Below are 22,107 nucleotides of genomic sequence, written 5' to 3' on the forward strand. Positions count from 1 at the left end.
ATCAAACCGCATGCCACCAGCGTCAAACTCGGAATCTTCACGCTCGTGATGGTTCTGGTGCTGGCGCTGTTGATCGTCGTCTTCTCGCAGATGCGTTTCGCCCGGGAGAGCGGCTACCACGCGGTGTTCACCAGTTCCTCGGGCATGCTGCCCGGGGCCAAGGTGCGCATCGCGGGTGTGCCCGTCGGTTCGGTGAAGAGTGTCAAGGTCGGCAAGGACCATCTGGCCCATGTCGATTTCGAGGTCGACCGGCAGTACAAGCTCTACGTCAGCACCCATGCCGCGGTCCGCTACGAGAATCTGGTCGGTGACCGGTACCTGGAATTGATGGATGCGCCGGGTACCGCTCAGGTGCTGCACTCCGGCGGCACCATCGGCTTGGACAAGACCAAGCCGGCCCTCGATCTGGACATGCTGCTGGGTGGTTTCAAGCCGCTGCTGCGCGGCCTGGACCCGCAACAGGTCAACTCCCTGACCGAGGCGCTGCTGCAGGTGTTCCAGGGACAGGGCGGCACACTGGTCGCGCTGCTGAACAGTTCCGGCTCGTTCGCCAAGACGCTGGCCGATCGGGATGCCTTGATCGGCAGTGTGATCGAGAACCTGAAGACGGTGCTGGCCACCATCGACGATCACAACAAGGAATTCGACACCACGCTGACCGAATTGCAGCGGTTGGTGAGCGGACTTGCCGCGGACCGGGATCCGATCGGTGCGGCCCTGCCGCGACTAGCCGGCGCTACCGGCGACCTCACGGATCTGCTGAAGCAGGCGCGCCCGGACCTGAAGGCGACCTTCGACCAGCTGGGCCGGGTTTCCGACAGCCTCGACCAGAAGTCCGACGATGTCGAATGGATCCTGCAGAACCTGCCCTCGACGTACAAGAAGCTGGTGCGGCTCGGTTCGTACGGATCGTTCCTGAACATGTACGTGTGCGGAACGAATTTCCTCGTGGACGGCCCGGACGGTAAGCCGATGCATGTGAATCTGCCCGGTCTGCAGACGACCGGAAGGTGTTCGACGAAGTGAATGAAACCTCCCCGCTCATCAAACACGGCGTCGTCGGCGTCGTGCTGGCGGTCGCCATCGCCTTGTCCGCCCTGCAGTTCGACCGGCTGCCGTTCATTCGCAGCGGTGCCGAATTCACCGCGTATTTCGCCGATGCCGGCGGTCTGGTCACCGGTGACCAGGTACAGGTCGCCGGCGTCCGATCCGGGCAGGTCGAAGACGTCAGTCTCGACGGTCCCAAGGTGAAGGTGCGCTTCAGCCTCGACGAGTCGATCGTCCTGGGTAAGAAGACAACCGCCGCGATCAAGACCAATACGGTGCTCGGCCGCAAATCCCTGCAGGTCGATCCGCAGGGTTCCGGCGCGCTGCGCAGCGATCAGCCGATTCCGTTGGAACGCACCACTTCTCCCTATTCGCTCAACGATGCCCTGGGCGATTTGACCAATACCGTGAAGGGGCTGGACACCGACCAGGTCAACAAGACCTTGGACGCGCTGTCGGGCGCCTTCGCCGACACGCCCGCGCCGATGCGTTCCGCGCTGGACGGCATCACCCAGCTCTCGCGCAGCCTGAACGCCCGGGACAAGGCGCTGACCGAACTGCTGTCGCACGCGCAGAACGTCACGAAGGTGCTCTCGGATCGGTCGAACCAGATCAACGCCCTGCTCGTGGACGGCAACAACCTGCTCGGTGAACTGGATGCCCGCCGCACCGCCCTGAGTCAGCTGATCGTCTACGTCAACGGTCTGGCACAGCAGCTGACCGGATTCGTCAACGACAACGAACAGAGTCTGAAACCGACGCTGGACAAATTGAATTCGGTGCTGCAACTGCTCGAGCGGAACAAGGACAATCTGGGCAAGGCCCTGGACGCACTCGGACCGTTCGAGGCGGCCCTCGGTGAACAGGTCGGCAGCGGCCCGTACTTCCAGTCCTACGTCTCCAATGCCACGAGTATGGAGCTGCAGCCGCTGGTGGACGCGCTGGTCTGGCCGCAGCATGTGCCCGAATCGTTCTGGAAGTACCTGACCACCCCGCCGCCCTCGATCGGGCCCGCGATCCAGGAGCCGCCGCGATGAACGCGATACGCACGATCACGAAGGTGCCGAAGTGGGTCCGTGTCGTGGCCGCCGTCCTGGTGGCGGCGCTGGCGGGCTGGATCGTGTACGGCGCGGTGAACAATATCGGCAAGACGCACATCACCGCCTATTTCCCGTCCACCACCGGGCTCTACGCCGGTGACGACGTGCGGGTGCTGGGCGTCAAGGTCGGCCGGATCGATTCGATCGAGCCCGGCCGGGACAAGACCAAGGTGACGATGACGGTCGACCGCGGCGTCGACATCCCGGCCGCTGCCAAGGCCGTCACGGTCTCGCCGAATCTGGTCTCGGCACGCTTCGTGCAGTTGGCGCCGGTCTACACCGGCGGCCCGAAGATGCACGACGACGGCGTGATTCCGATCGAGCACACCGCCGTGCCGGTGGAATGGGACGACATCAAGGCCGAGCTGACCAAACTGTCCAAGGCCCTGGGGCCGATCGGTGAGGATCAGCAGGGCTCGTTCGGACGGTTCGTCAACACCGCGTCCGACAATCTCGCAAACGGCAATGCCCAGGCGCTGCGGGATACGCTCCACGAGCTGTCGAGCACGCTGAATACGTTGTCCGACGGTCGCACCGACCTGTTCGGCACCGTCCGCAACCTGCAGCAGTTCGTCGACGTGCTCTCCAAGAGCAACGATCAGATCGTGCAGTTCGGCGGCCGGCTGGCCTCGGTGTCCTCGGTGCTGTCGGGCGTCTCCGACGACCTCGGCGCCGGATTGGACAATCTCGATTCGGCGGTGGCCGACGTCAAGCGCTTCCTGGACGAACGCGGCGGCCGACTCACCGAGAGTGTGCAGAATCTGGCGCAGGTGACCCAGATCCTGGCCGACAAGCGTCCGCAGCTCGAGCAGGTGCTGCATTCGGGCCCGGTCGCGCTGTCGAACTTCTATCAGATCTACAAGCCCGCGCAGGGCACGCTGACCGGCTCCGTGGCGCTGCCGAACTTCCGGAACCCGTTCGCGTTCCTCTGTGGCGCCGTCGAGGCGCTCGAGGACAATGGTTCGCAGCGGACCGCGGACCTGTGTAAACAACAGGTTGCGCCGGTGATCAACTCGCTGATGATGAATTATCCGCCGCTGCTGGTGAATCCGGCGTCCGGACAGCAGGCCTTCCCGAACCAGCTCACCTTCTCGACTCCGGATCTGGCCGACCGCGTGCAATATCCGGCGCCCGGCCAGGCGCCGTCGGAGGTACCGAGCGGCCTTGCCGGCCTGGCGATTCCGGGAGGAGGACGATGATGCGCCGCGGACGAGTCCGGCTCGCCGGCTCCGCCGTCGGTCTGGTGATCCTGTTGGGTGCCACCGGATGTGAATGGGACGGCTTGAACACCCTGCCGATGCCCGGTGCGGCCGGTACGGGTGAGGGCGCCTGGCAGATCAAGATTCAGATGCCGAATGTCACTACCCTGACTCGCAATTCGCCGGTGCAGATAGACGACGTCACGGTCGGCACGGTTAAGAACATCCAGGTCGAGGATTGGCACGCGCTGGTCACGGTCAGCCTCGAAAAGGGTGTGCGCCTGCCGGCCAACGCGGTGGCCGAGATCGGGCAAACCAGCCTGCTCGGCAGTAATCACGTCGAGTTGTCGGCACCGAAAGACGTGCCACCGGAAGGGCAATTGCGGCCCGGCGATGTGATCCCGCTGGCGCGCGCGGGCCTCTATCCCACCACCGAGCACACATTGTCGTCGTTGTCGGTGGTGCTCAACGGCGGTGGTATCTCGCAGCTCGAGACCATCACCCATGAGCTGAACGCGACCTTCTCCGGACGGTCCGACGCGATCCGCGATCTGCTGCCGCAGGTGACCCAGCTGACCAGCACCCTCGACGGCCAGACCAAGGACATCATCGACGCGATGGGTGGGCTCGACCGGTTCGCCGGACAGCTGTCCCGCCAGAAGGATCAGCTGACCCGGGCGGTCACGCAACTGCATCCGGCCCTGACCGTGCTGGCCGACCGCCGCGAGAACATCACCAAAACCATCACCGCACTGGGCGATCTCGGTGATGTGGTGAGCCGGGTGATCGCCGAGAGCGGCGACAACCTGAAGGCCGATCTGGCCAATCTGCACCCGGCCCTGGAATCGCTGGCCAACACCGGAACGAAGCTGGCCGACGCCCTGCAGATCCTGCTCACCTTCCCGTTCCCGATGCGGAATCTGAACAAGGCGCTCAAGGGCGACTATCTCAACCTGCTGATGACCGTCGATATCACCGGCGCACGGCTGGATTCGAACTTCCTCACCGGTACGCCGCTGGGTGGTCGGTTCGGCGGCGTCGAGGGCGCGCTCGGCACGATCGCACCCGATACCGCGATGGGGAAGGGCGACCCCGTCACCGGGCCGATGCAGCCGCCGCCCCCGGCTCCCGATACGGCCACGCCGACGCCGAGTATTCCCGGGCTGCCGCCGATTCCGAATCTGCCCGCCATACCCGGGCTGACGGTGCCCGCGCCGCAACAAGGGGGTGCGGGTCGATGAAACTCAGCAAATTCGTCCGGATCCAGTTGGTGATCTTCTCGATCCTCACCGTGATCGGACTGGTTGTGATGGCGGGTGCGTACGTCCACCTGCCTGCGATGTTCGGCATCGGCCGCTACGGTGTGACGGTGAAGCTGGAGGCGACCGGCGGGCTGTATCCGACTGCCAACGTCGCCTATCGCGGTACCAACGTCGGCAAGGTCGAGGATATGAAGCTCACTTCGGACGGCGTCGACGCCAAGCTGTCGATAAGCAGCGATTACAAGATCCCCAGTGATGTCGATGCGTATGTCAAGAGCGTGTCGGCGATCGGCGAACAATACGTGGATCTGGTCCCGGCCGAGAATCCGCACGGGGGAAATCTGCACGACGGTTCGGTGATTCCGGTGCAGCGCACCAAACTTCCGCAGGACGTCGGCGCCATGCTCGACCAGGCCGACCGGCTGCTCAGCAGTGTCGCCGACACCAAATTGCGCCAGGTCATCGACGATGCCTTCATCGCGTTCAACGGAGCCGGTCCGGATCTGCAGAAGTTCATCGACTCGGCCTCGCTGCTGGTGCAGGAGGCGAAGAAGAGCACCAACGAGACGAAGGATCTGCTCGACAAGATCGGTCCGCTGCTTGATACCCAGAATCAGTCCGACGCCGCGATCCGTTCGTGGACAAAGGATTTAGCGATCGTCACCGATCAGCTGCGGCAGCACGACCCCTCGCTGGGCCAGTTGCTCGATCGCACGCCCGCGGCCGCGCAGAAGGTATCGCAGACGTTTCGTGATCTGAAACCGACGCTGCCACTGCTGATTTCGAACCTGACCAGTGTCGGCCAGGTCGGGGTGACCTATCACGCCGGTATTGAACAGATTCTGGTGATCTACCCGCAAATGGTGGCGGCACTGCTGACATCCATGCGCGGGCCCACGCAATACGGCGCCCTGGTCGACTTCATGCTCCCGATCAGCGATCCGCCCGGCTGCACCACAGGCTTCCTCCCGCCGGATCAACGCCGCTCGCCGACATTGAAGGACACTCCGGACACCCCGCCGAACCTCTACTGCAAGGTGGCGCAGAACGCCAAGGAAGCGGTCCGCGGTATCCGCAACACGCCCTGTGCGGACGTGCCGGGCAAGCGGGCCCCGAGTCCGGAGCTCTGCCACGACCCGCAGGGTTATGTGCCCGAGGGCGACAACCCGCCCTTCGGCGAACCGCACCCGGTCACCCCGTCCGGCGAGCCGGCGGCCAACCCCGGCGACGCTCCGGCCGCGCAGAGCCAACCGGCGGCGGCGCTGCGCACCTACGACCTGAAGAACCACACCTTCACCGGACCCGACGGCCGGACCTACCGACAGGGGGATGTGGGCGCCGACGGATCGGGCACTGTACCGTCCAGTTGGCAGGCGATGCTCGAGGAGCAACAGAAATGAGCGAATCGAATTCCACACCCACCGGTCGCGTCCGGCGCCGGGCCAGCCGGCAGGCCGGAGCGCCGACCGACGCGATAGCGGTCGAGCGGACCGAGAGTTCGCCCTCCGACGAAGCGACGGTGAAGCTCGGCGCCGCGGGCGCTGCCGACGAGACGGTGCAATCGTCGAGCCCATCGCCGGCGAAGGCGACCGAGTCCTCCTCCGAGGCGGCATCGAAGGTTGTGTCCGGCGCCGACGCGAAGTCCGCGACCACCGTAAAGCTTTCGACGGCGGCCGATGACGACACGACCGTGCGGCTCACCGACTCCGCGGCGGAGACGGCAGCGGCGGACACCTCCGAGCCATCGAAGCGCTCACTCGGACCGCTGGGCTGGGCGGCCGCGGTGGTGGCGGTGCTGTCGTTGATCCTGCTGGTCGGCTCGGGCGGCTTCTTCGCCTACCACCAGCATCAGGTCGGCGCCCAGGCCGACCAGCGCGCGGAATATGTGCAGACCGCCAAGCAGGCGATTCTCAATCTGACCAACATCAAGGACGACACCGCGAAGCAGGACATCGACCGGGTGCTCTCGGTCGCCTCGGGACAGCTCAAGCAGGAGTACTCCGAGCGCAAGGACGCCTACGCGCAGGTCGTGCAGCAGGCCAAGGTGAAGGCCAGCGGCGAGATCATCGAGACCGCGGTCGAAAGCCAGGACGACCACACCGCGAAGGTGCTGGTCGCGGCCAAGCAGACCCTGACCAACGCCGGTGCCAAGGATCCGCAGGAGCGCTACTACCGCTTCCGGGTCACGGTCGACCGCGACGACAACGGTGGTATCACCGCCTCGCAAGTGGAGTTCGTGGCATGAGCAGACAAGGTTCCGGCAAGCTGCGTCCCATCCTGTTCATCGGTGCGGCGGTGCTGTTCGTGGCCGCGGTCGCGATGGCCTCGGTCACCGGCTACAAGTACTGGTCCGACAAACAGGTCGAGCAGGCCCGTACCGACTCGGTACCCGCGGCCCGCCACGCGGTGGAGTCGGTATTCACCTACGACTTCAAGACCGTCGACGCCGAGTTGCCGAAATCGGCCGACAACCTCACCCCGTCGTTCCGCAAGGACTACCTGAAGCTGATCCAGCAGGCGATCGCACCCGGCGCCAAGGAGAAGCAGCTCACCGTGCAGGCCACCACCACGGCGGCCGGTGTGGTGTCCGCGGAGCGCTCGCACGCGGTGGTCCTGCTGTACCTGAACCAGGTGACCACCAGCAAGGACTCCCCGCAGGGCACGGTGACGCCGAGCCGGGTCCGCGTGGCTCTGGACAAGGACGGCGGCCACTGGCTGGTCGACGCCATCACCCCGATCTGATCCCGCGTTAAGCGAATCCCGTTATCCCCGTTAAGGGTTCGTCCCTACCGTCGACGGCACAGCGATTCCGAGGCGGGATCGGTGGTCGATACCGGCTCCGGTCGCGGCGCAGATCTCCCGCCGGTGAAGCGCGCCTGTGCCGCACGGACCGACCGTGTGGTGATCCGGCGGGTGCGGCGGAATCCGGGGTGGCGGGTACGCGGCGACCGCCTGCCCCGGCGGAGGCCAGGACCGAGATTCGGTGTGGGCGGCGCTCTCCGGCTGTCGGACGGTCGGTTCGAAGGGTGTACCCGCCTCGGGTCGCTGTGCAGTCGCCGGAACGTTCGCCCGGCCCCGCCGGGGAGCGTTCGCCGCGGGCCTAGCGCTCGGCGCCGCCCGGATCCACATCCGCATCGGTGAGCAGGGCGCTGCCGGCCACCCGATCCTGGGCAAGTGCGTCGAGGAACGAGCGCGCCCAGCGGTCCACGTCGTGGGCGAGTACCTGGCGGCGCAGCGAACGCATGCGGCGCCGCTTGGTTTCGGGGTCGTCCTCGATCGCGGACATGATCGCGTTCTCGACGCTGTCCAGATCGTGTGGATTACACAGGTAGGCCTGACGCAATTCCGCTGCGGCGCCGGTGAATTCGCTGAGCACGAGGGCGCCGTTGAGGCCGCTGTGCGAGGCCACGTACTCCTTGGCGACCAGATTCATCCCGTCGCGCAGCGGGGTCACCAGCATGACGTCGGCGGCCACGAAGAAGGCGACCAGTTCGTCGCGGGGGATCGGCCGGTGCAGATAGTGCACGAAAGGGTAACCGACGCGGGAGAATTCGCCGTTGATGCGGCCCACCTGACGTTCGATGTCGCCGCGCATCTGGATGTAGCTCTCCACCCGTTCGCGACTCGGCGTGGCCAGCTGCACCATCACCGTCTCGGCCGGGTCCAGCCGGCCCTCGTGCAGGAGTTCCTGCAGCGCCGCCAGGCGGATATCGATGCCCTTGGTGTAGTCCAGGCGGTCCACACCGAGCAGGATGTGCTTGGGGTTGCCCAGCTCCCTGCGGATCTGAGCGGCGCGCTCCCGTACCGAGCGTCTTCGCGACAGCTCGTCGAGTTCGGCGGAGGCGATCGAGATCGGGAAGGCGCCGACCCGCACCGTGCGGAAACCGACCTGCACCACACCGAGTTTCGACCGCACACCGACCGTGCCGCGCGAGGTGGGTTGTCCGGCAAGCCTTCTCGCCAGGTACAGGAAGTTCTGCGCGCCGCCGGGCAGGTGGAAGCCGATCAGGTCGGCGCCGAGCAGCCCCTCCACGATCTCGGTGCGCCACGGCAGCTGCATGAACAGCTCGACCGGGGGGAACGGGATGTGCAGGAAGAATCCGATGGTCAGATCGGGCCGCAGCATGCGCAGCATCTTCGGCACCAGCTGCAGCTGATAGTCCTGTACCCACACCGTCGCGCCCTCGGCGGCCACCTTCGCGGTGTACTCGGCGAAGCGCCGGTTCACGTCCACGTAGGCGGTCCACCAGTCGCGGTGGTACTCCGGCCGCACGATCACGTCGTGATAGAGCGGCCACAGCGTGCCGTTGGAGAATCCCTCGTAGTAGGCGGCGACCTCCTCGGCGGTCAACGGCACCGGATACAACTCCAGGCCGTCCTCGATGATCGGATCGACATCCACATCGGGAACGCCGGCCCAGCCCACCCAGGCGCCGTTGTTGTTGCGCAGCACCGGCTCCAGGGCCGTGACCAGGCCGCCCGGACTGCGCTTCCACCGCTTGGTCCCGTTCGGGAGACGTTCCAGGTCGACCGGGAGCCGGTTGGCGACCACGACGAAACCGGACCCGGCGCCGCCGGGACGGTCCGCTGGTGCGGATTCGGTTTCCGGCGAAGCGTCTCGAGATCGATCGCTGCGTATGTCGCGCATCTGGTCCACTGCTGGATCCTCCGGTCGCCGAAATGGCGGAACTAGGCGTGGGATTTCAGTTGTGATGAGCGCTGCGCATTGCGCTGCGCGGGGCTCGTCCTATTCGCTGCGCGCGCTGGGACCGATTCCGAGCATCGACAGCAGCATCCGGCATTCGTCGGCATCGTTGGCGTAGGCGGCCACGACGCGCTGTGCCTGCCGTGCGGTCTCGTCGGCGAGCGGTTCCAGGTCGTCGTCCGCGATGTCGTTGGCGCTCTTCGCGGCCATCATCGTGTCCTCTCGGCTCGGGGTCGTGGCACGGCGGTGGGGTTCGACCGTCGTGGTGTCGGCGCCGTGCGCTGTCAATGGTATCGGTCGCCGCACAGGGGCCCGTCGACTCGGTACCGACCGCTGCCGAACCGCAACAGCGCGGGGCGACACCCGCCACACCGGCGAAACGCTGGAGCCTCGGGAACCTATAACGTTGGTAGGGAGGCGAATTTCGCCCACTGCGTGTATCGAGCACCGCACGAATCGAGTGGAAAGGGTCGCAGCACTATGCCGTTGGCCACGGTGAATGGAATCTCGCTGAACTACCAGGTGAAGGGAGACAAGGCCAAAGGCACCGACACCAAGGGGGCTGCCCCGATGGTCGTGCTGATCATGGGCACCGGGAGCCCCGGCCGGGTGTGGGAGCTGCACCAGGTTCCGGCGCTGGTCGCGGCCGGCTACCGAGTGTGCACGTTCGACAATCGCGGCATCGCTCCGTCCTACGAGGCGCCCGACGGGATGACCATCGACGAATTGGTCGCCGACACCGCGGCGCTGATCGAATTTCTCGACGAGGGCCCGGTCCTGGTCGCCGGCACCTCGATGGGTGCGCGGGTCGCGCAGGAATTGGCCCTGGCGCGGCCCGACCTCGTGCGCAAAGCCGTATTCATGGCCGGACACGCGCGGCTCGACCAATTCCAGAAGACGCTCTCGCTCGGCGAACACGAACTCGACGCCTCCGGCGTGCGACTGCCCGCCAAATACGAGGCCGCCCTGACCGCGGTGATGAATCTTTCGCCCGCCACGATGGCCGATCCGAATTCCGCGCGCGATTGGCTGGATCTGTTCGAATTCACCGGCGGACCGGCATCCCCGGGAATCCGGGCGCAGCGCCGGATGGACCACGATTTCGATCGGTTGCAGGCCTATCGCGCGATCAAGGTGCCGTGCCTGTCGATCGGATTCGCCGACGACCGGATGATTCCCGCGTATCTGACCCGTGAGCTGGCCGAAGCCATTCCCGCCGCCCGATACCAGGAGATCCCCGACGCCGGGCATTACGGGTATCTGGAACGTCCCGAGGCGGTCAATAAGATCCTGCTCGATTTCTTCGCGGGCTCGAGGTAACCACCAACGCGTAACGTCGGTCTTGCTAGTGTCGACACATCGCTCGGGGGCTACGGCTCTGGTCGGTCGGCTCAGGTCGGTTTCGGCTCGTGCCCGCGCCCCGCGAGTTCCGTATCCAGCGCGTTCCCGTACACAGCGCCAGCATCCAGTGAGGTGAAATGAGCACCAACCCCTTCGACGACGAGGACGGCCGCTTCTTCGTTCTGGTCAACGACGAGGAGCAGCATTCCCTGTGGCCTGCTTTCGCCGAGGTCCCGGCCGGGTGGCGAGTGGTGTTCGGCGAGGACAGCCGCGCTGCCTGCGTCGAATACGTGGAGAAGAACTGGACGGATATGCGGCCCAAGAGCCTGCGTGACGCGATGGCGGCCGACGACGCGGCTCGCCAGGGCGCCCAGTCCTGATTCCGCGCCGGACGAAACTGCGCGGAGCGACGGTGATCGGCGGCTGCGTGCTGCCCTGAGGGGCACACGCAGCCGCTGCGATCCGCCGCTCCCTCCTACAGTGGTGAACGATTTTTCCGGACGGCCCGCGCCCCGGTTATGATGGCACCGCTTCACCCGCCTCCTTAGCTCAGTGGTAGAGCACCGCTCTTGTAAAGCGAAGGTCGTCAGTTCAATCCTGACAGGGGGCTCCACTCGGGCTCCGGCCTGCGAAAGCAGGTCGGAGCCCTTTTTGCGTCAGGGGAGATGCATCAGCTGCCGGGCCAGCCCGAACAGGCGGCTGCCGAGTTTGATGACGGGGATTCCCAGCGGAATCAACAGGATCGTCACGCACAACACCGCGCCGAGGATCCAGACGACGAGCGCCAATAGGCCGACCACCGTGCCCAGCACGGCCGTCAGGATGCCCAACACCACGTCGAGCAGGCCCCGTATCGCTGCCATGACGACCTTTCCGATGTCCATTCTGCTCTTTTCGGGCGTGGTGTGCTCCGATCCGCGCCGCCGTGATGAAAGTTAAGCGCCTGCCACCCCGCGATGAACGGGCGAGAAGTCGTCAGCAAAACCGTCGCTAAACCTCGCATGCCGACCTGGCGGTTTCCATTTCGGGCCATTGCGCCGCTCCGAAGCGTCCCCCTAGCGTCGGGCCCCGTTGCCGCGGCCGCTGTCCGGACAGGACTTCCTGCCCGAGCAGATTCGTGGCAACGCACCTGATGAAACCCACCGAAGTAAGGAGATGACTGTCGATATGACAACAGCCACCCGCCGGATCCTGGCAACGACCGCCTTCGCCGCCCTCTCGGTCTCGATCGCCGGCGCTACCGCCTCCGTCGCCTCGGCTGATACCCCCTCCGCCACGCCGACGACCAGCAGCGCGCCGTCGGCTCCCAAGCTGTCCACGGGCTCGGCGTTCGGCGCCGACAAGCACAAGGACGACGACGGTGACGACCAGCCGGCCGCGCCCTCAGTGGACGCGATCCAGAAGGTCCTCACCAAGATTCAGGACACCGACAAGCCGGAGGACCTCGAGAAGTCGCTCGACAAGGACATCGACACCCTCACCCACAACGAGGCCGCCGTGCCCGCCAAGGTGAAGGAGGAGTTCAACAAGTTCCGTCAGGAACTGCAGCAGGCCAAGACCAAGGACAGCCTGGACGGCAGCTCCGCCGCCGACACCCTGAAGACGATCAAGGGTGACGCGAAGACGCTCGGCGCCGATCTGAAGGCCGCCGCATAAGAGCGCAGCACCATCGACGACCCGCCGATCCGGGAGGCGCCGCCCGGGTCGGCGGGTCGCCTGTTCTCCGACCTGTCGCGCAGCCGGCTCGCAGGAAACTCCCAGACAACGTTCAGCGCATTCCGGGCTGTAGGAGAGACGATATCCAGCATGAGTGGAGTGGCTGGCGATCGGACCCCCGAGGCTCGGGTGCTGGTGGTCGACGACGAACCGATGATCGTCGAACTGCTGTCGGTGAGTCTGCGCTATCAGGGGTTCGAGGTGGCCACGGCCGCCAACGGCGCCGAAGGGCTGGACCGGGCCAAGCAGTTCCGGCCCGACGCCCTCATCGTCGACGTCATGATGCCCGGTATGGACGGCTTCGGCCTGCTGCGCCGGCTGCGCGCCGACGGCATCGATGCCCCGGTCCTGTTCCTCACCGCGCGGGACGAGGTCGAGGACAAGATCACCGGCCTCACCCTCGGCGCCGACGACTACGTGACCAAACCCTTCTCGCTCGAGGAGGTGGTGGCGCGGCTGCGGGTGATTCTGCGGCGCTCCGGTCACGTGGTGGAGGAGACGAAATCCTCGCGTATCCGCTTCGAGGACATCGAACTCGACGACGACACGCACGAGGTGTGGAAGGCCGGGGAACCGGTCGCGCTCTCGCCGACGGAGTTCACCCTGCTCCGATACTTCATGGTCAATGCCGGAACGGTGCTGAGCAAGCCGCGCATCCTCGATCACGTCTGGCGCTACGACTTCGGCGGCGAGGTGGGCGTGGTGGAAACCTATGTCTCCTACCTGCGCAAGAAGGTCGACACCGGTCCCGACCGGCTGATCCACACCCTGCGCGGTGTCGGCTACGTGATGCGCGCGCCCAGCCGCAGCCGGTCGTCGGCGAAATGAGCGATCCGCGCTCGGTGCGCGAGCGCGCCGACAGCGACGCGGCCGGCCCCGAGGCGGTGCTCGCGACGGCCGGTCCGGCCGAGCCGGGCACCGAACCCGGTGGCATCGCCGAAACCGGCGCACGCGCCGAGGGCGTCGCCCCGCCGCGGCGCGGACTGCGGCGCCGGATCTCGCGTCGCCTGGCCGCGGTGCCGCTGCGGGTCACCCTGGTGCTCGCGCTGGTGTGCCTGGCGGGTCTCGGACTGCTGGTCTCGGGTGTCGCGGTGACCTCCGCGATGCGAAATGTGCTGATCGACAAGGTCGATCGGCAGTTGTTCGACGCCGCCCACAGCTGGGCCAGCCCCGATGCGCCACCGCCCCAGCACCTTCCGCAACCTCCGGGGCGGGAACGCCCGCCCGCGCTGTTCTACGTGCAGGTGACCGGACCCACCGGAAATCAGCGTCTGCTGCTGAGTTCCGGACCCACCGTTCCGGACACTCCGTCGAATCTGTCGAGACATCCCCAGACCGTGGGATCGGTCGGCGACCCCGACGAACACTGGCGCGCGCTCGAGGTGGTGACTCCGCAGGGATCCAGTGTGGTCGCGCTGCGCCTCACCGAAACCGAGAACATCATCGACCGTCTGATCGGGTTGCAGGTCGCGGTGGGCCTCATCGTGCTCGCCGTACTCGCGGTGGTGGCGCAGTTCGTGATTCGCCGGAGCCTGCGCCCGCTCGGTGAGGTGGAGAAGACCGCCGCGGCCATCGCGAGCGGGGATCTGCATCGGCGAGTTCCGGTGCAAGGCACCAACACCGAGGTCGATCGGCTCTCGCAATCGCTCAACGGCATGCTGTCCCAGATTCAGAGCGCCTTCGCCGCCACCGAGGCATCCGAGGAATCCGCGCGGCGTTCGGAGGCCCGGATGCGGCGGTTCGTCGCCGATGCCAGCCATGAGCTGCGGACCCCGCTGACCACGATCAAGGGTTTCGCGGAGTTGTATCGGCAAGGGGCGCTGGCGGATCCGGCCCTGTTCATGGACCGGATCGAACGCGAGTCCAAGCGGATGAGCCTGCTGGTGGAGGACCTGCTGATGCTGGCTCGCCTCGACGCGCAGCGCCCGGTGGAACGCCGGCCGGTGGATCTGCTGGCACTGGCCAGCGATGCGGTGCACAGTGCCCGCGCCGTCGACGCGGCCCAGCGTCCCGAGGAGCCGCGCCGGCCCATCGACCTCGAAATACGCCCGGGGACGGGGACATTGGAGGTGCGTGGCGACGAAGCGCGGTTGCGTCAGGTGCTGGGCAATCTGGTCAACAACGCGCTGATTCACACCCCGCCCGACGCGGCGGTCACCGTCGCGCTGACACCCGCTCCGGACGAGGTGGTCATCGAGGTCGCCGACACCGGGCCGGGCCTGCCCACCGAGGACGCCGAGCGCATCTTCGAACGCTTCTACCGCACCGACACCTCACGCAGCCGCGACAGCGGTGGCACCGGACTGGGTCTGTCGATCGTGCAGGCGCTGGTCGCCGCGCACGGCGGCACGGTCTCGGTGCACAGCGCGGTGGGGCAGGGCACCACCTTCGCGGTGCGCCTGCCCCGTTCGCAGGAGTGATTCAGGCTCGGTGCGTCAGGCCGGGACGTTCGCACCGTAGCCGAGATCGCGCAGCGCCTGCTTGATCTTGTCCTGCGCCTCGTCCAGCGATTCCGGGCTCGGATCGGTGTCCGCGCCCGAGATGTTGAAATCGCCCAGCTCGAACGCCGGGAAGACGTGCACGTGCAGGTGCGGCACCTCCAGCCCGGCGATCAGCAGGCCCGCGCGCGGCGCGTCCCACGCCTTGCGCACCGCCTGGCCGACCTTCTGAGCGACCTCGTTGATCCGCGCGAACGTGGCGGGATCCAGATCCTGCCACTGGTCGATCTCCTTGCGAGGAACCACGAGCGTATGACCCTGGGTGACCGGAGCGATGGTCAGGAAGGCGACGAATTCCTCGTCCTCCCACACGAACCGCCCCGGCAGCTGTCCGGCAATGATCGCGCTGAATACAGATGGCATGGGTTTCATACTGCCCCGCCCGGCCGGGAGGCGGTGGCCGGGGCGGCGGGCTGTCCTCCCGGTACCCGCATCTGCTGTTCACCTGCGTCCCCTAAGCTGTCACGCGTGCGCGTACTCGTCATCGGATCCGGAGCCCGTGAACACGCCCTGGTGGAAGCCCTGCGTCGGGATCCCGGGGTCACCGCGATCGCGGCCGCGCCCGGCAATCCGGGGATCGGCCAGGTCGCCGAGGTGCGGGCGGTCGATCCGGCCAGCGCGGAGGCCGTCGTGGGCCTGGCCCGGGATTTCGCCGCCGATCTGGTGGTGATCGGTCCCGAGGTGCCGCTCGTGCTCGGCATCGCCGACGCGGTCCGGGCGGCGGGGATCGCCTGCTTCGGACCGTCGGCCGCCGCCGCGCGGATCGAGGGATCGAAGGCGTTCGCCAAGGACGTGATGGCCGCGGCCGGGGTGCGCACCGCGCACAGCGAGGTCGTCGATCATCCGGGCGAGCTCGACGCCGCACTGGATCGCTTCGGGCCGACCTGGGTCGTCAAGGACGACGGGCTGGCCGCGGGTAAGGGTGTGGTGGTCACCGCCGATCGGTCCGCGGCCCGCGACCACGGGGCCGAACTGCTCGAGCAGGGCCATCCGGTGCTGCTGGAATCGTTCCTCGACGGTCCCGAGGTATCCCTGTTCTGCCTGGTCGACGGCGAGACCGTGGTGCCGCTGCTGCCCGCGCAGGACCACAAGCGCGTGGGCGACGGCGACACCGGCCCCAACACCGGCGGTATGGGCGCCTACACCCCGCTGCCGTGGCTGCCGCCGGAGACCGTCACCGAAGTCGTCGACGATGTGGTGAAACCCGTTGCCGCCGAAATGGTTCGGCGTGGCGTCCCGTTCTCCGGGCTGCTCTACGCGGGTCTGGCGATCGGCCAGGCCGGACCAGCGGTCGTCGAATTCAACTGCCGCTTCGGCGATCCCGAGACCCAGGCCGTGCTCGCGTTGCTCGACAGTCCGCTCGGCGCCCTGCTGCACGCCACCGCGACCGGCACGCTGGCGCAGGCGCAGCCGCCGGTCTGGAAGGACGGCGCGGCGATCACGGTGGTGCTGGCCGCGGAGAACTATCCGGGCCGCCCCCGCACCGGTGACGTCATCTCCGGCACGGAGAGCGCCCCGGCCTCGGAGGGAAGCGCGAATGCCGAAGTGCTGCACGCCGGTACGGCGCTGCGCGCGGACGGCGCACTGCTGTCGGCCGGCGGGCGTGTGCTGAATGTCGTTGCCACAGGCGGGGATCTGACCGAGGCTCGCACGAACGCCTACGCACGCATCGCGGGAATCAAACTGCCCGGCAGCCACTTCCGCACCGATATCGGTCTCGCCGCCGTCGAGGACCGCATCTCGCTTCCCACCCGCGTGTAGCCGAATCGGCTTCGGCCCCACCGGTTTCGAGGCGCACAAAGGCCGAAGCGAGCCCGCCGGGTTCAGCCGACCTGAATGCCGTGCATGGCGAGCCACGGCTGCGGGTCCACATGCTGTCCGCCGATGAGGATCTCGAAGTGCAGGTGCGGGCCGGTGGAATCGCCGCGGTTGCCGATGCGGGCGATCTGCTGACCGGCGCGCACCCGCTCGCCGACCGACACCGAGAAGTCGTACATGTGGCCGTACACCGAGATGGTGCCGTCGTCGTGGCGGATGCGCACCCACAGTCCGAAGCCCTGCGCCGGCCCGGCGTCGATGACGGTGCCGTCGGCGACGGCGTAGATCGGCGAACCGATGGGCGCCGCGATATCGATTCCGTAGTGGAAGGTGCCCCACCGGCCCCCGTACCCGGAGGTGAACACGCCGCGCGCGGGCAGGGCGAAACCGCCGATGCCCGGGGCGATTCCGCCCGGGAGGATGCCGCCGGGAATCGTGGTGGCCGGCCCGGACAGCCAGGGTTGCGGCGTCCCGGCGACCGCCGCGGCGGCTTCGGCCTTCGCGCGTTCCAGGGTGGCCCGCGACGCCGCGGCGACCACCTGCGCCTCGCGCATGCGCTCGCCGTTGTCGATGGCGGTCAGATAGCGCTTGCTGGTTTCGGGTTCGGCCTGCACCTGTAGCGGATAGGCCACCGCGATCCGCTGTGCCGCACCGGGTTTCGGCGTCGAATCGACCGGTTGCGGCGCCACGGTGTCGGCGGCGGCGAACAGTCCGACCACGACCATGCCGATCACCAGCACCCGATGCTCGCCGACCCAGCCGCGCAGCCGCGGCCACAGGGTCTCGAATTCCTCGCGCCAGTGTCGATCCCGCATCATCTGCCACCAGCGCCCCACCCGCGTGCGCCATTCGACCGCCGCGACCTGCCCGAATTCACGCGATCGGCGGGCCGAGGAACGCAGGCGACGCGCGATCGAGGGACGGTCGCGGCGCAGCGTCGTTCGCCAGTCGGGGCGGATCACGGTCCAGCCCCCCTGGTACGACTTCGCGCGGCGTGCCTGGTCAGGCATTCTGCCGACGATAACAGGGGCCCGCCCGGACACGCAGGCAGGCGCGGCGGCGCACAGCAACGTCTCAGGCGCCCGGTGCCCGGGAACGGACTGCGCGCCGGCCTGCCGAGGCGGTGTTCTACCGTCGTCTGGTGCGCAGTGAATCCCGGCGGTCCACCGTTCCGACCTTCTACGTCATGGACGTCTGGAAGGCCGCGGCCGAACGCGCCCGCACCCACGGCGACGTGCTGGTCCTGGCGGCGGGCCAGCCCTCCACGCCCGCCCCGGTGCCGGTGCGCCGCGCCACCCAGGCGGCCCTCGACGCCGAATTACTCGGCTACACCGAGACTTTCGGCATCCCCGAATTGCGCTCGGCCATCGCGGCCCATCATCGTGACACCTACGGCGTCGAGGTCGAGTCCGACGACGTGGTGATCACGACCGGCTCCTCGGGCGCGTTCACGCTGATCTTCCTGGCCGCATTCGACATCGGCGACACCGTCGTGGTCGCTCGCCCGGGTTACCCGGCCTACCGCAACACCCTCACGGCCCTGGGCTGCCGGGTGATCGAACTCGACTGCGGCTCCCACACCCGGTTCCAGCCGACGGTGGCGATGCTGGAGGAGCTGCCCGAACCGCCCGCCGGCCTGATCGTGGCCAGCCCGGCGAACCCGACCGGCACCATGATCGCCCCGGACGAGCTGGCGGCCCTGGCCCGCTGGTGCGACGAGCACGGCACGCTGCTGATCTCCGACGAGATCTATCACGGCATCGCCTATTCGGGCGTCGACGGCGACACCGAACCGGTGAGCTCGGCGTGGGAGACCTCGCGCGAGTCGGTGGTGATCGGTTCGGTGTCGAAGTATTTCTCGATGACGGGCTGGCGGCTGGGCTGGATGCTGGCACCCGCGCGGCTGCGCCCGGCGCTGCAGCGGCTGGCGTCCAATATGACCGTCTGCCCGCCGGCCATTTCGCAATTCGCGGCGGCGCACGCGTTCGGCCCGGAGGCCAAATCCGAACTGGACGGGCACGTCCGCCGCTATGCCCGCAACCGGTCGTTACTGCTCGAGGGGCTGCCCGCCCTCGGCATCAGCGATCTGGCGCCTGCCGACGGCGCCTTCTACGCGTACGCCGATATCGGTCATCTGAGCCAGGATTCGACGCGCTGGTGCGCGGGTCTGTTGGCGCACACGGGTGTCGCCCTCGCGCCCGGTATCGATTTCGACACCCGTAACGGACACCGCACGGTCCGATTCTCCTTCGCCGGCGCCACCGCGGATATCGAGGAGGCGCTGGTGCGACTCGGCCGATATCTGAGCTGACGCACAGACTTTCCGTACCGGCCCACCGGAGCGCGTGGATGCGGTACAAATGATTCGGGTTGTGATTTCAACCCTTGCTATTTCGAACCGATCCCGGCTGTCCGCTCGGATCGGATCCCGGAAATTTGCGCGGTCCCATGGTCGATTGCACAGCAACGATTCGGCCGGGATTGCACAGACGCACAGATTTGCACAGATCGCACCGATTTGGCACGGATGAACCGATGATGACTGGCACGATGACACGGTGATCACCGCGACGACCCCGAAAGGCGAAAGGCGTCGCCAAGCGTTGGTTGCGGCTGCCGCGGAGTTGCTACTCGAAGGCGGCTTCGATGCCGTGCGCCACCGTTCGGTGGCGACGCGCGCGGATCTGCCCCTGGCATCCACGACCTACTATTTCGAATCCCTCGAGGATCTGATCGCGCGCGCGGTCGAGTTCAGCGGCAATGCCGAACTCGAGTCGATGCGCCGCCGGATCGGCGAGGTCACCCACCGCAAACGCGGCGCCGAGGCGACCGTCGACCTGATCGTGGATCTGATGGTCGGCACCGACGGCCCCGACGAATTCGCCCGCGGGCGGCTGATCGCCCGCTACGAGCGGTCGGTGGCCTCGGCCCGGCATCCGGAACTACGCGAGGTGCAGCTGCGGTTACGCGCCCAGCTCGAGGACCTATTGGCCGATGTGCTGCGCCGATCCGATCGGATGGTGCGCACCGATCAGTTGCGCCGGCTGGTGGCGGTGGTCGACGGTGCGGTGGTCGCCGCGCTGGCCGAATCCGATCCGCAACCGCGCCGGACCGCCCGCGGCGCGCTGCTGGAATTGATCGATGTGATCGCTCCGCCGGTGCCGCAACCGCTGATGGCGCCGCAGACCGTGCCACCGGCCGCGGCGCAGCACCTGCCCGCGGCCATGCCCCAGCAACCGAGCAGGCATCGAACATTAGACTGACTGTTCGTGAGTCTTGTCCCGAACGTCCTCGCCACCCGGTACGCGAGCCCGCAGCTGGTGCAGTTGTGGTCGCCCGAGAACAAGATCGTGCTGGAGCGCCGGCTGTGGCTCGAGGTGCTGCGGGCCCAGACCGAACTCGGCGCCGCCGGTACCGAGGCGGTCACCCCCGAGGTCCTCGAGGATTACGAGCGGGTGCTGGGCGAGGTCGACCTGGCCTCGATCGCCGAACGCGAGCGGATCACCCGCCACGATGTGAAGGCGCGCATCGAGGAGTTCAACGCCCTCGCCGGGCACGAGCAGATCCACAAGGGCATGACCAGCCGGGATCTGACCGAGAACGTGGAGCAGTTGCAGATCCGGCTCTCGCTGGAACACGTCTACGAACACGGCGTCGCGGTCGCCGCGCGGCTGGCGGAGCGGGCCGCCGAGTACCAGTCGCTGGTGATGGCCGGTCGCTCGCACAACGTGGCGGCACAGGCGACCACCCTGGGCAAGCGCTTCGCCGGTGCGGCCGACGAGGTGCTGATCGCCCTGCACCGGGTGCGCGAGCTGATCGACCGGTATCCGCTTCGCGGGATCAAGGGCCCGATGGGCACCGCGCAGGACATGCTCGATCTGTTCGACGGCGACGCCGCCAAACTCGCCCAGCTGGAGCAGAAGGTCGCCGGGCATCTGGGCTTCGCGACCGTGCTGACCAGTGTCGGCCAGGTCTACCCCCGCTCCCTGGACCACGACGTGATCTCCGCGCTGGTCCAATTGGGCGCGGGCCCTTCGTCGTTCGCGCACACGGTGCGGCTGATGGCGGGGCACGAACTGGTCACCGAGGGTTTCCAGCCCGGGCAGGTCGGCAGTTCGGCGATGCCGCACAAGATGAACACCCGCTCCTGCGAGCGCGTCAACGGTCTGCAGGTGGTGCTGCGCGGTTACGGCTCGATGGCGGCCGAACTGGCGGGCGCGCAGTGGAACGAGGGCGATGTGTTCTGTTCCGTGGTGCGCCGGGTCGCGCTGCCCGACGCGTTCTTCGCCATCGACGGCATGATGGAAACCTTCCTGACCGTCCTCGGCGAATTCGGCGCCTACCCGGCCGTGATCGAGCGTGAGCTCAACCGCTACCTGCCCTTCCTGGCCACCACCCGCATTCTGATGGCGGCCGTGCGGGCCGGGGTCGGGCGCGAGAGTGCGCACGAGGTCATCAAGGAGCACGCGGTCGCGGTGGCGCTGGCCATGCGGGAGCAGGGGCGCGAACCGGATCTGCTGGACCGCCTGGCGGCCGACGACCGGATGCCGCTGGACCGGGCCGGACTCGAGGCTGCCCTGGCGGATCGGACGGCGTTCATCGGGGCCGCCGAGGCACAGGTGGGCGATGTGGTGGCGCAGGTGCAGAAGCTGATCGACGCGAATCCCGAGGCCGCCCGCTACACCCCCTCGCCGATTCTGTAACCGCCGCCGGACCGATGGTCGCGGCACCGCAACCGCCCGGCGCCGCCGTTCGCGCGGTGGTCTCGCGCGTGCTCGGCGCCGTGCGAATGGTGCGGCGGCGCAGGCGAAATCGGCGACTAGGGTTGCCGGATATGGACCCCTATACGATCTTCGCCGATATCGTCGCCGGGCGGGCGCCCTCGTCCAAGGTCTACGAGGACGACGACGTTCTCGCCTTCATGGATATCCGTCCCATGACACCCGGTCATCTGCTGGTGATTCCGAAGATTCCGGCGCGCAGCCTGGCCGAACTCGATCCGGCGATCGGCGGCAAGCTCTTTCAGGTCGCGCAGCGTCTGGCGGCCGCGCTGCGGCAGTCCGAGGTGCGTTGTGACGGGGTGAATCTCTTTCTGGCAGACGGTGTTACGGCCGGGCAGGAGGTCTTCCACGTCCATCTGCACGTCATTCCGCGCACGCCCGGCGACGGCTTCGGTCTGCGCAATCGCGCGACGACCCCGCCGCGTGCGGACCTGGACTATCTGGCCGCATCGATCCGGGGCGCGGTCGGGCGGGCACAACCGAATGCCGCAGGCGGACAGGACGGAAAGTGGTGGCTCACCTGAGTCCTGCTGCGGACCGGGTGATTTGCTGAGGAAGCGCCGGAAGGCCGAAAGCTCCGCGCGGCACCACAGTATGCGTTACTTTAAGTAGCAGTTGTGGTGGGTTGACGGAGGTGGGG

The 22,107-nt window shown here is 67.4% G+C and carries 22 protein-coding genes and 1 tRNA gene; 18 read left to right on the forward strand and 5 right to left on the reverse strand.

Annotated elements, in window-relative coordinates:
* From A5789_RS23180 to A5789_RS23210, 7 genes are read left to right on the forward strand one after another with little or no spacing between them, the layout of a single operon-like run.
* Positions 1 to 1,026 carry an MCE family protein gene (locus tag A5789_RS23180; protein WP_082940902.1) on the forward strand — a complete coding sequence of 342 codons (1,026 nt, stop codon included), beginning with the start codon at positions 1 to 3 and terminating at the stop codon, positions 1,024 to 1,026.
* Entirely contained in the window at positions 1,023 to 2,084 is a 1,062-nt protein-coding gene (locus tag A5789_RS23185) for an MCE family protein (RefSeq protein ID WP_064902331.1), read from the forward strand. The genes A5789_RS23180 and A5789_RS23185 overlap by 4 nt, the downstream gene beginning before the upstream one ends.
* Complete coding sequence (locus A5789_RS23190) at positions 2,081 to 3,346, forward strand: MCE family protein (RefSeq protein ID WP_064902290.1); 1,266 nt, start codon at positions 2,081 to 2,083, stop codon at positions 3,344 to 3,346. The genes A5789_RS23185 and A5789_RS23190 overlap by 4 nt, the downstream gene beginning before the upstream one ends.
* Positions 3,343 to 4,587: an MCE family protein gene (locus tag A5789_RS23195; protein ID WP_064902291.1), complete on the forward strand. Its 1,245-nt coding sequence runs from the start codon at positions 3,343 to 3,345 to the stop codon at positions 4,585 to 4,587. Before A5789_RS23190 ends, A5789_RS23195 begins: the two co-directional genes overlap by 4 nt.
* Entirely contained in the window at positions 4,584 to 6,008 is a 1,425-nt protein-coding gene (locus A5789_RS23200) for an MCE family protein (RefSeq protein WP_064902292.1), read from the forward strand. Before A5789_RS23195 ends, A5789_RS23200 begins: the two co-directional genes overlap by 4 nt.
* Positions 6,005 to 6,853 carry a hypothetical protein gene (locus A5789_RS23205; protein WP_064902293.1) on the forward strand — a complete coding sequence of 283 codons (849 nt, stop codon included), beginning with the start codon at positions 6,005 to 6,007 and terminating at the stop codon, positions 6,851 to 6,853. Before A5789_RS23200 ends, A5789_RS23205 begins: the two co-directional genes overlap by 4 nt.
* Positions 6,850 to 7,350, forward strand: a complete 501-nt coding sequence (locus A5789_RS23210) for a h domain protein (RefSeq protein WP_030517392.1) — start codon at positions 6,850 to 6,852, stop codon at positions 7,348 to 7,350. Before A5789_RS23205 ends, A5789_RS23210 begins: the two co-directional genes overlap by 4 nt.
* A 358-nt stretch (positions 7,351 to 7,708) precedes the next feature.
* On the opposite strand, the gene A5789_RS23215 is transcribed toward A5789_RS23210, so the two are convergent.
* Complete coding sequence (locus A5789_RS23215; RefSeq protein ID WP_030517393.1) at positions 7,709 to 9,256, reverse strand: trehalose-6-phosphate synthase; 1,548 nt, start codon at positions 9,254 to 9,256, stop codon at positions 7,709 to 7,711.
* Between the two features lie 99 nt (positions 9,257 to 9,355).
* A complete protein-coding gene (locus tag A5789_RS37410; protein ID WP_157110959.1) occupies positions 9,356 to 9,526 on the reverse strand; it encodes a hypothetical protein in 171 nt (56 codons plus the stop codon).
* Positions 9,527 to 9,793: 267 nt separating this feature from the next.
* Here A5789_RS37410 and A5789_RS23225 point away from each other — a divergent pair, with 267 nt between their 5' ends.
* From A5789_RS23225 to A5789_RS23235, 3 genes are all read left to right on the forward strand, one after another.
* Entirely contained in the window at positions 9,794 to 10,633 is an 840-nt protein-coding gene (locus A5789_RS23225; RefSeq protein WP_064902294.1) for an alpha/beta fold hydrolase, read from the forward strand.
* Between the two features lie 158 nt (positions 10,634 to 10,791).
* Positions 10,792 to 11,034: an MbtH family protein gene (locus A5789_RS23230; protein WP_011207082.1), complete on the forward strand. Its 243-nt coding sequence runs from the start codon at positions 10,792 to 10,794 to the stop codon at positions 11,032 to 11,034.
* Between the two features lie 158 nt (positions 11,035 to 11,192).
* Positions 11,193 to 11,267 (forward strand) — tRNA-Thr (locus tag A5789_RS23235).
* A 43-nt stretch (positions 11,268 to 11,310) separates the two neighbouring features.
* On the opposite strand, the gene A5789_RS23240 is transcribed toward A5789_RS23235, so the two are convergent.
* Positions 11,311 to 11,517, reverse strand: a complete 207-nt coding sequence (locus A5789_RS23240) for a hypothetical protein (protein WP_030517395.1) — start codon at positions 11,515 to 11,517, stop codon at positions 11,311 to 11,313.
* A gap of 304 nt (positions 11,518 to 11,821) precedes the next feature.
* Between A5789_RS23240 and A5789_RS23245 the strand changes: the two genes are divergently transcribed.
* The 3 genes from A5789_RS23245 to A5789_RS23255 all read left to right on the forward strand — a co-directional run bounded on the left by A5789_RS23245 (position 11,822) and on the right by A5789_RS23255 (position 14,790).
* Entirely contained in the window at positions 11,822 to 12,310 is a 489-nt protein-coding gene (locus A5789_RS23245; protein ID WP_146100904.1) for a hypothetical protein, read from the forward strand.
* Between the two features lie 150 nt (positions 12,311 to 12,460).
* Entirely contained in the window at positions 12,461 to 13,198 is a 738-nt protein-coding gene (locus A5789_RS23250) for a response regulator transcription factor (protein ID WP_030517397.1), read from the forward strand.
* A gap of 188 nt (positions 13,199 to 13,386) precedes the next feature.
* The gene (locus A5789_RS23255) at positions 13,387 to 14,790 is read left to right on the forward strand and encodes a cell wall metabolism sensor histidine kinase WalK (RefSeq protein WP_063009971.1); all 1,404 of its coding nucleotides are present in this window, start codon (positions 13,387 to 13,389) and stop codon (positions 14,788 to 14,790) included.
* A 15-nt stretch (positions 14,791 to 14,805) separates the two neighbouring features.
* Here the strand turns inward: A5789_RS23255 and A5789_RS23260 are convergent, their stop codons facing one another.
* The gene (locus tag A5789_RS23260) at positions 14,806 to 15,231 is read right to left on the reverse strand and encodes an HIT family protein (RefSeq protein ID WP_063009945.1); all 426 of its coding nucleotides are present in this window, start codon (positions 15,229 to 15,231) and stop codon (positions 14,806 to 14,808) included.
* Between the two features lie 105 nt (positions 15,232 to 15,336).
* Between A5789_RS23260 and purD the strand changes: the two genes are divergently transcribed.
* On the forward strand, positions 15,337 to 16,629 hold the full coding sequence (gene purD, locus A5789_RS23265) for a phosphoribosylamine--glycine ligase (RefSeq protein ID WP_064902296.1): 1,293 nt from the start codon (positions 15,337 to 15,339) through the stop codon (positions 16,627 to 16,629).
* 62 nt (positions 16,630 to 16,691) lie between these two features.
* On the opposite strand, the gene A5789_RS23270 is transcribed toward purD, so the two are convergent.
* Positions 16,692 to 17,696, reverse strand: coding sequence for a M23 family metallopeptidase (locus A5789_RS23270; RefSeq protein WP_063009941.1), 1,005 nt, complete (start codon positions 17,694 to 17,696; stop codon positions 16,692 to 16,694).
* A gap of 131 nt (positions 17,697 to 17,827) precedes the next feature.
* Here A5789_RS23270 and A5789_RS23275 point away from each other — a divergent pair, with 131 nt between their 5' ends.
* From A5789_RS23275 to A5789_RS23290, 4 genes are all read left to right on the forward strand, one after another.
* Entirely contained in the window at positions 17,828 to 18,997 is a 1,170-nt protein-coding gene (locus tag A5789_RS23275; protein WP_082940903.1) for a pyridoxal phosphate-dependent aminotransferase, read from the forward strand.
* Between the two features lie 247 nt (positions 18,998 to 19,244).
* On the forward strand, positions 19,245 to 19,949 hold the full coding sequence (locus A5789_RS23280; RefSeq protein ID WP_081879751.1) for a TetR/AcrR family transcriptional regulator: 705 nt from the start codon (positions 19,245 to 19,247) through the stop codon (positions 19,947 to 19,949).
* 6 nt (positions 19,950 to 19,955) lie between these two features.
* The gene (gene purB, locus A5789_RS23285) at positions 19,956 to 21,389 is read left to right on the forward strand and encodes an adenylosuccinate lyase (RefSeq protein WP_063009939.1); all 1,434 of its coding nucleotides are present in this window, start codon (positions 19,956 to 19,958) and stop codon (positions 21,387 to 21,389) included.
* A 131-nt stretch (positions 21,390 to 21,520) separates the two neighbouring features.
* Positions 21,521 to 21,991 (forward strand): HIT family protein, encoded by a 471-nt coding sequence (locus A5789_RS23290; RefSeq protein WP_063009967.1) that lies wholly within the window; start codon positions 21,521 to 21,523, stop codon positions 21,989 to 21,991.
* Positions 21,992 to 22,107: the final 116 nt, after the last annotated feature.

The organism is Nocardia sp. 852002-51101_SCH5132738, assembly GCF_001665695.1.
Taxonomy (GTDB): Bacteria; Actinomycetota; Actinomycetes; order Mycobacteriales; family Mycobacteriaceae; genus Nocardia; species Nocardia nova.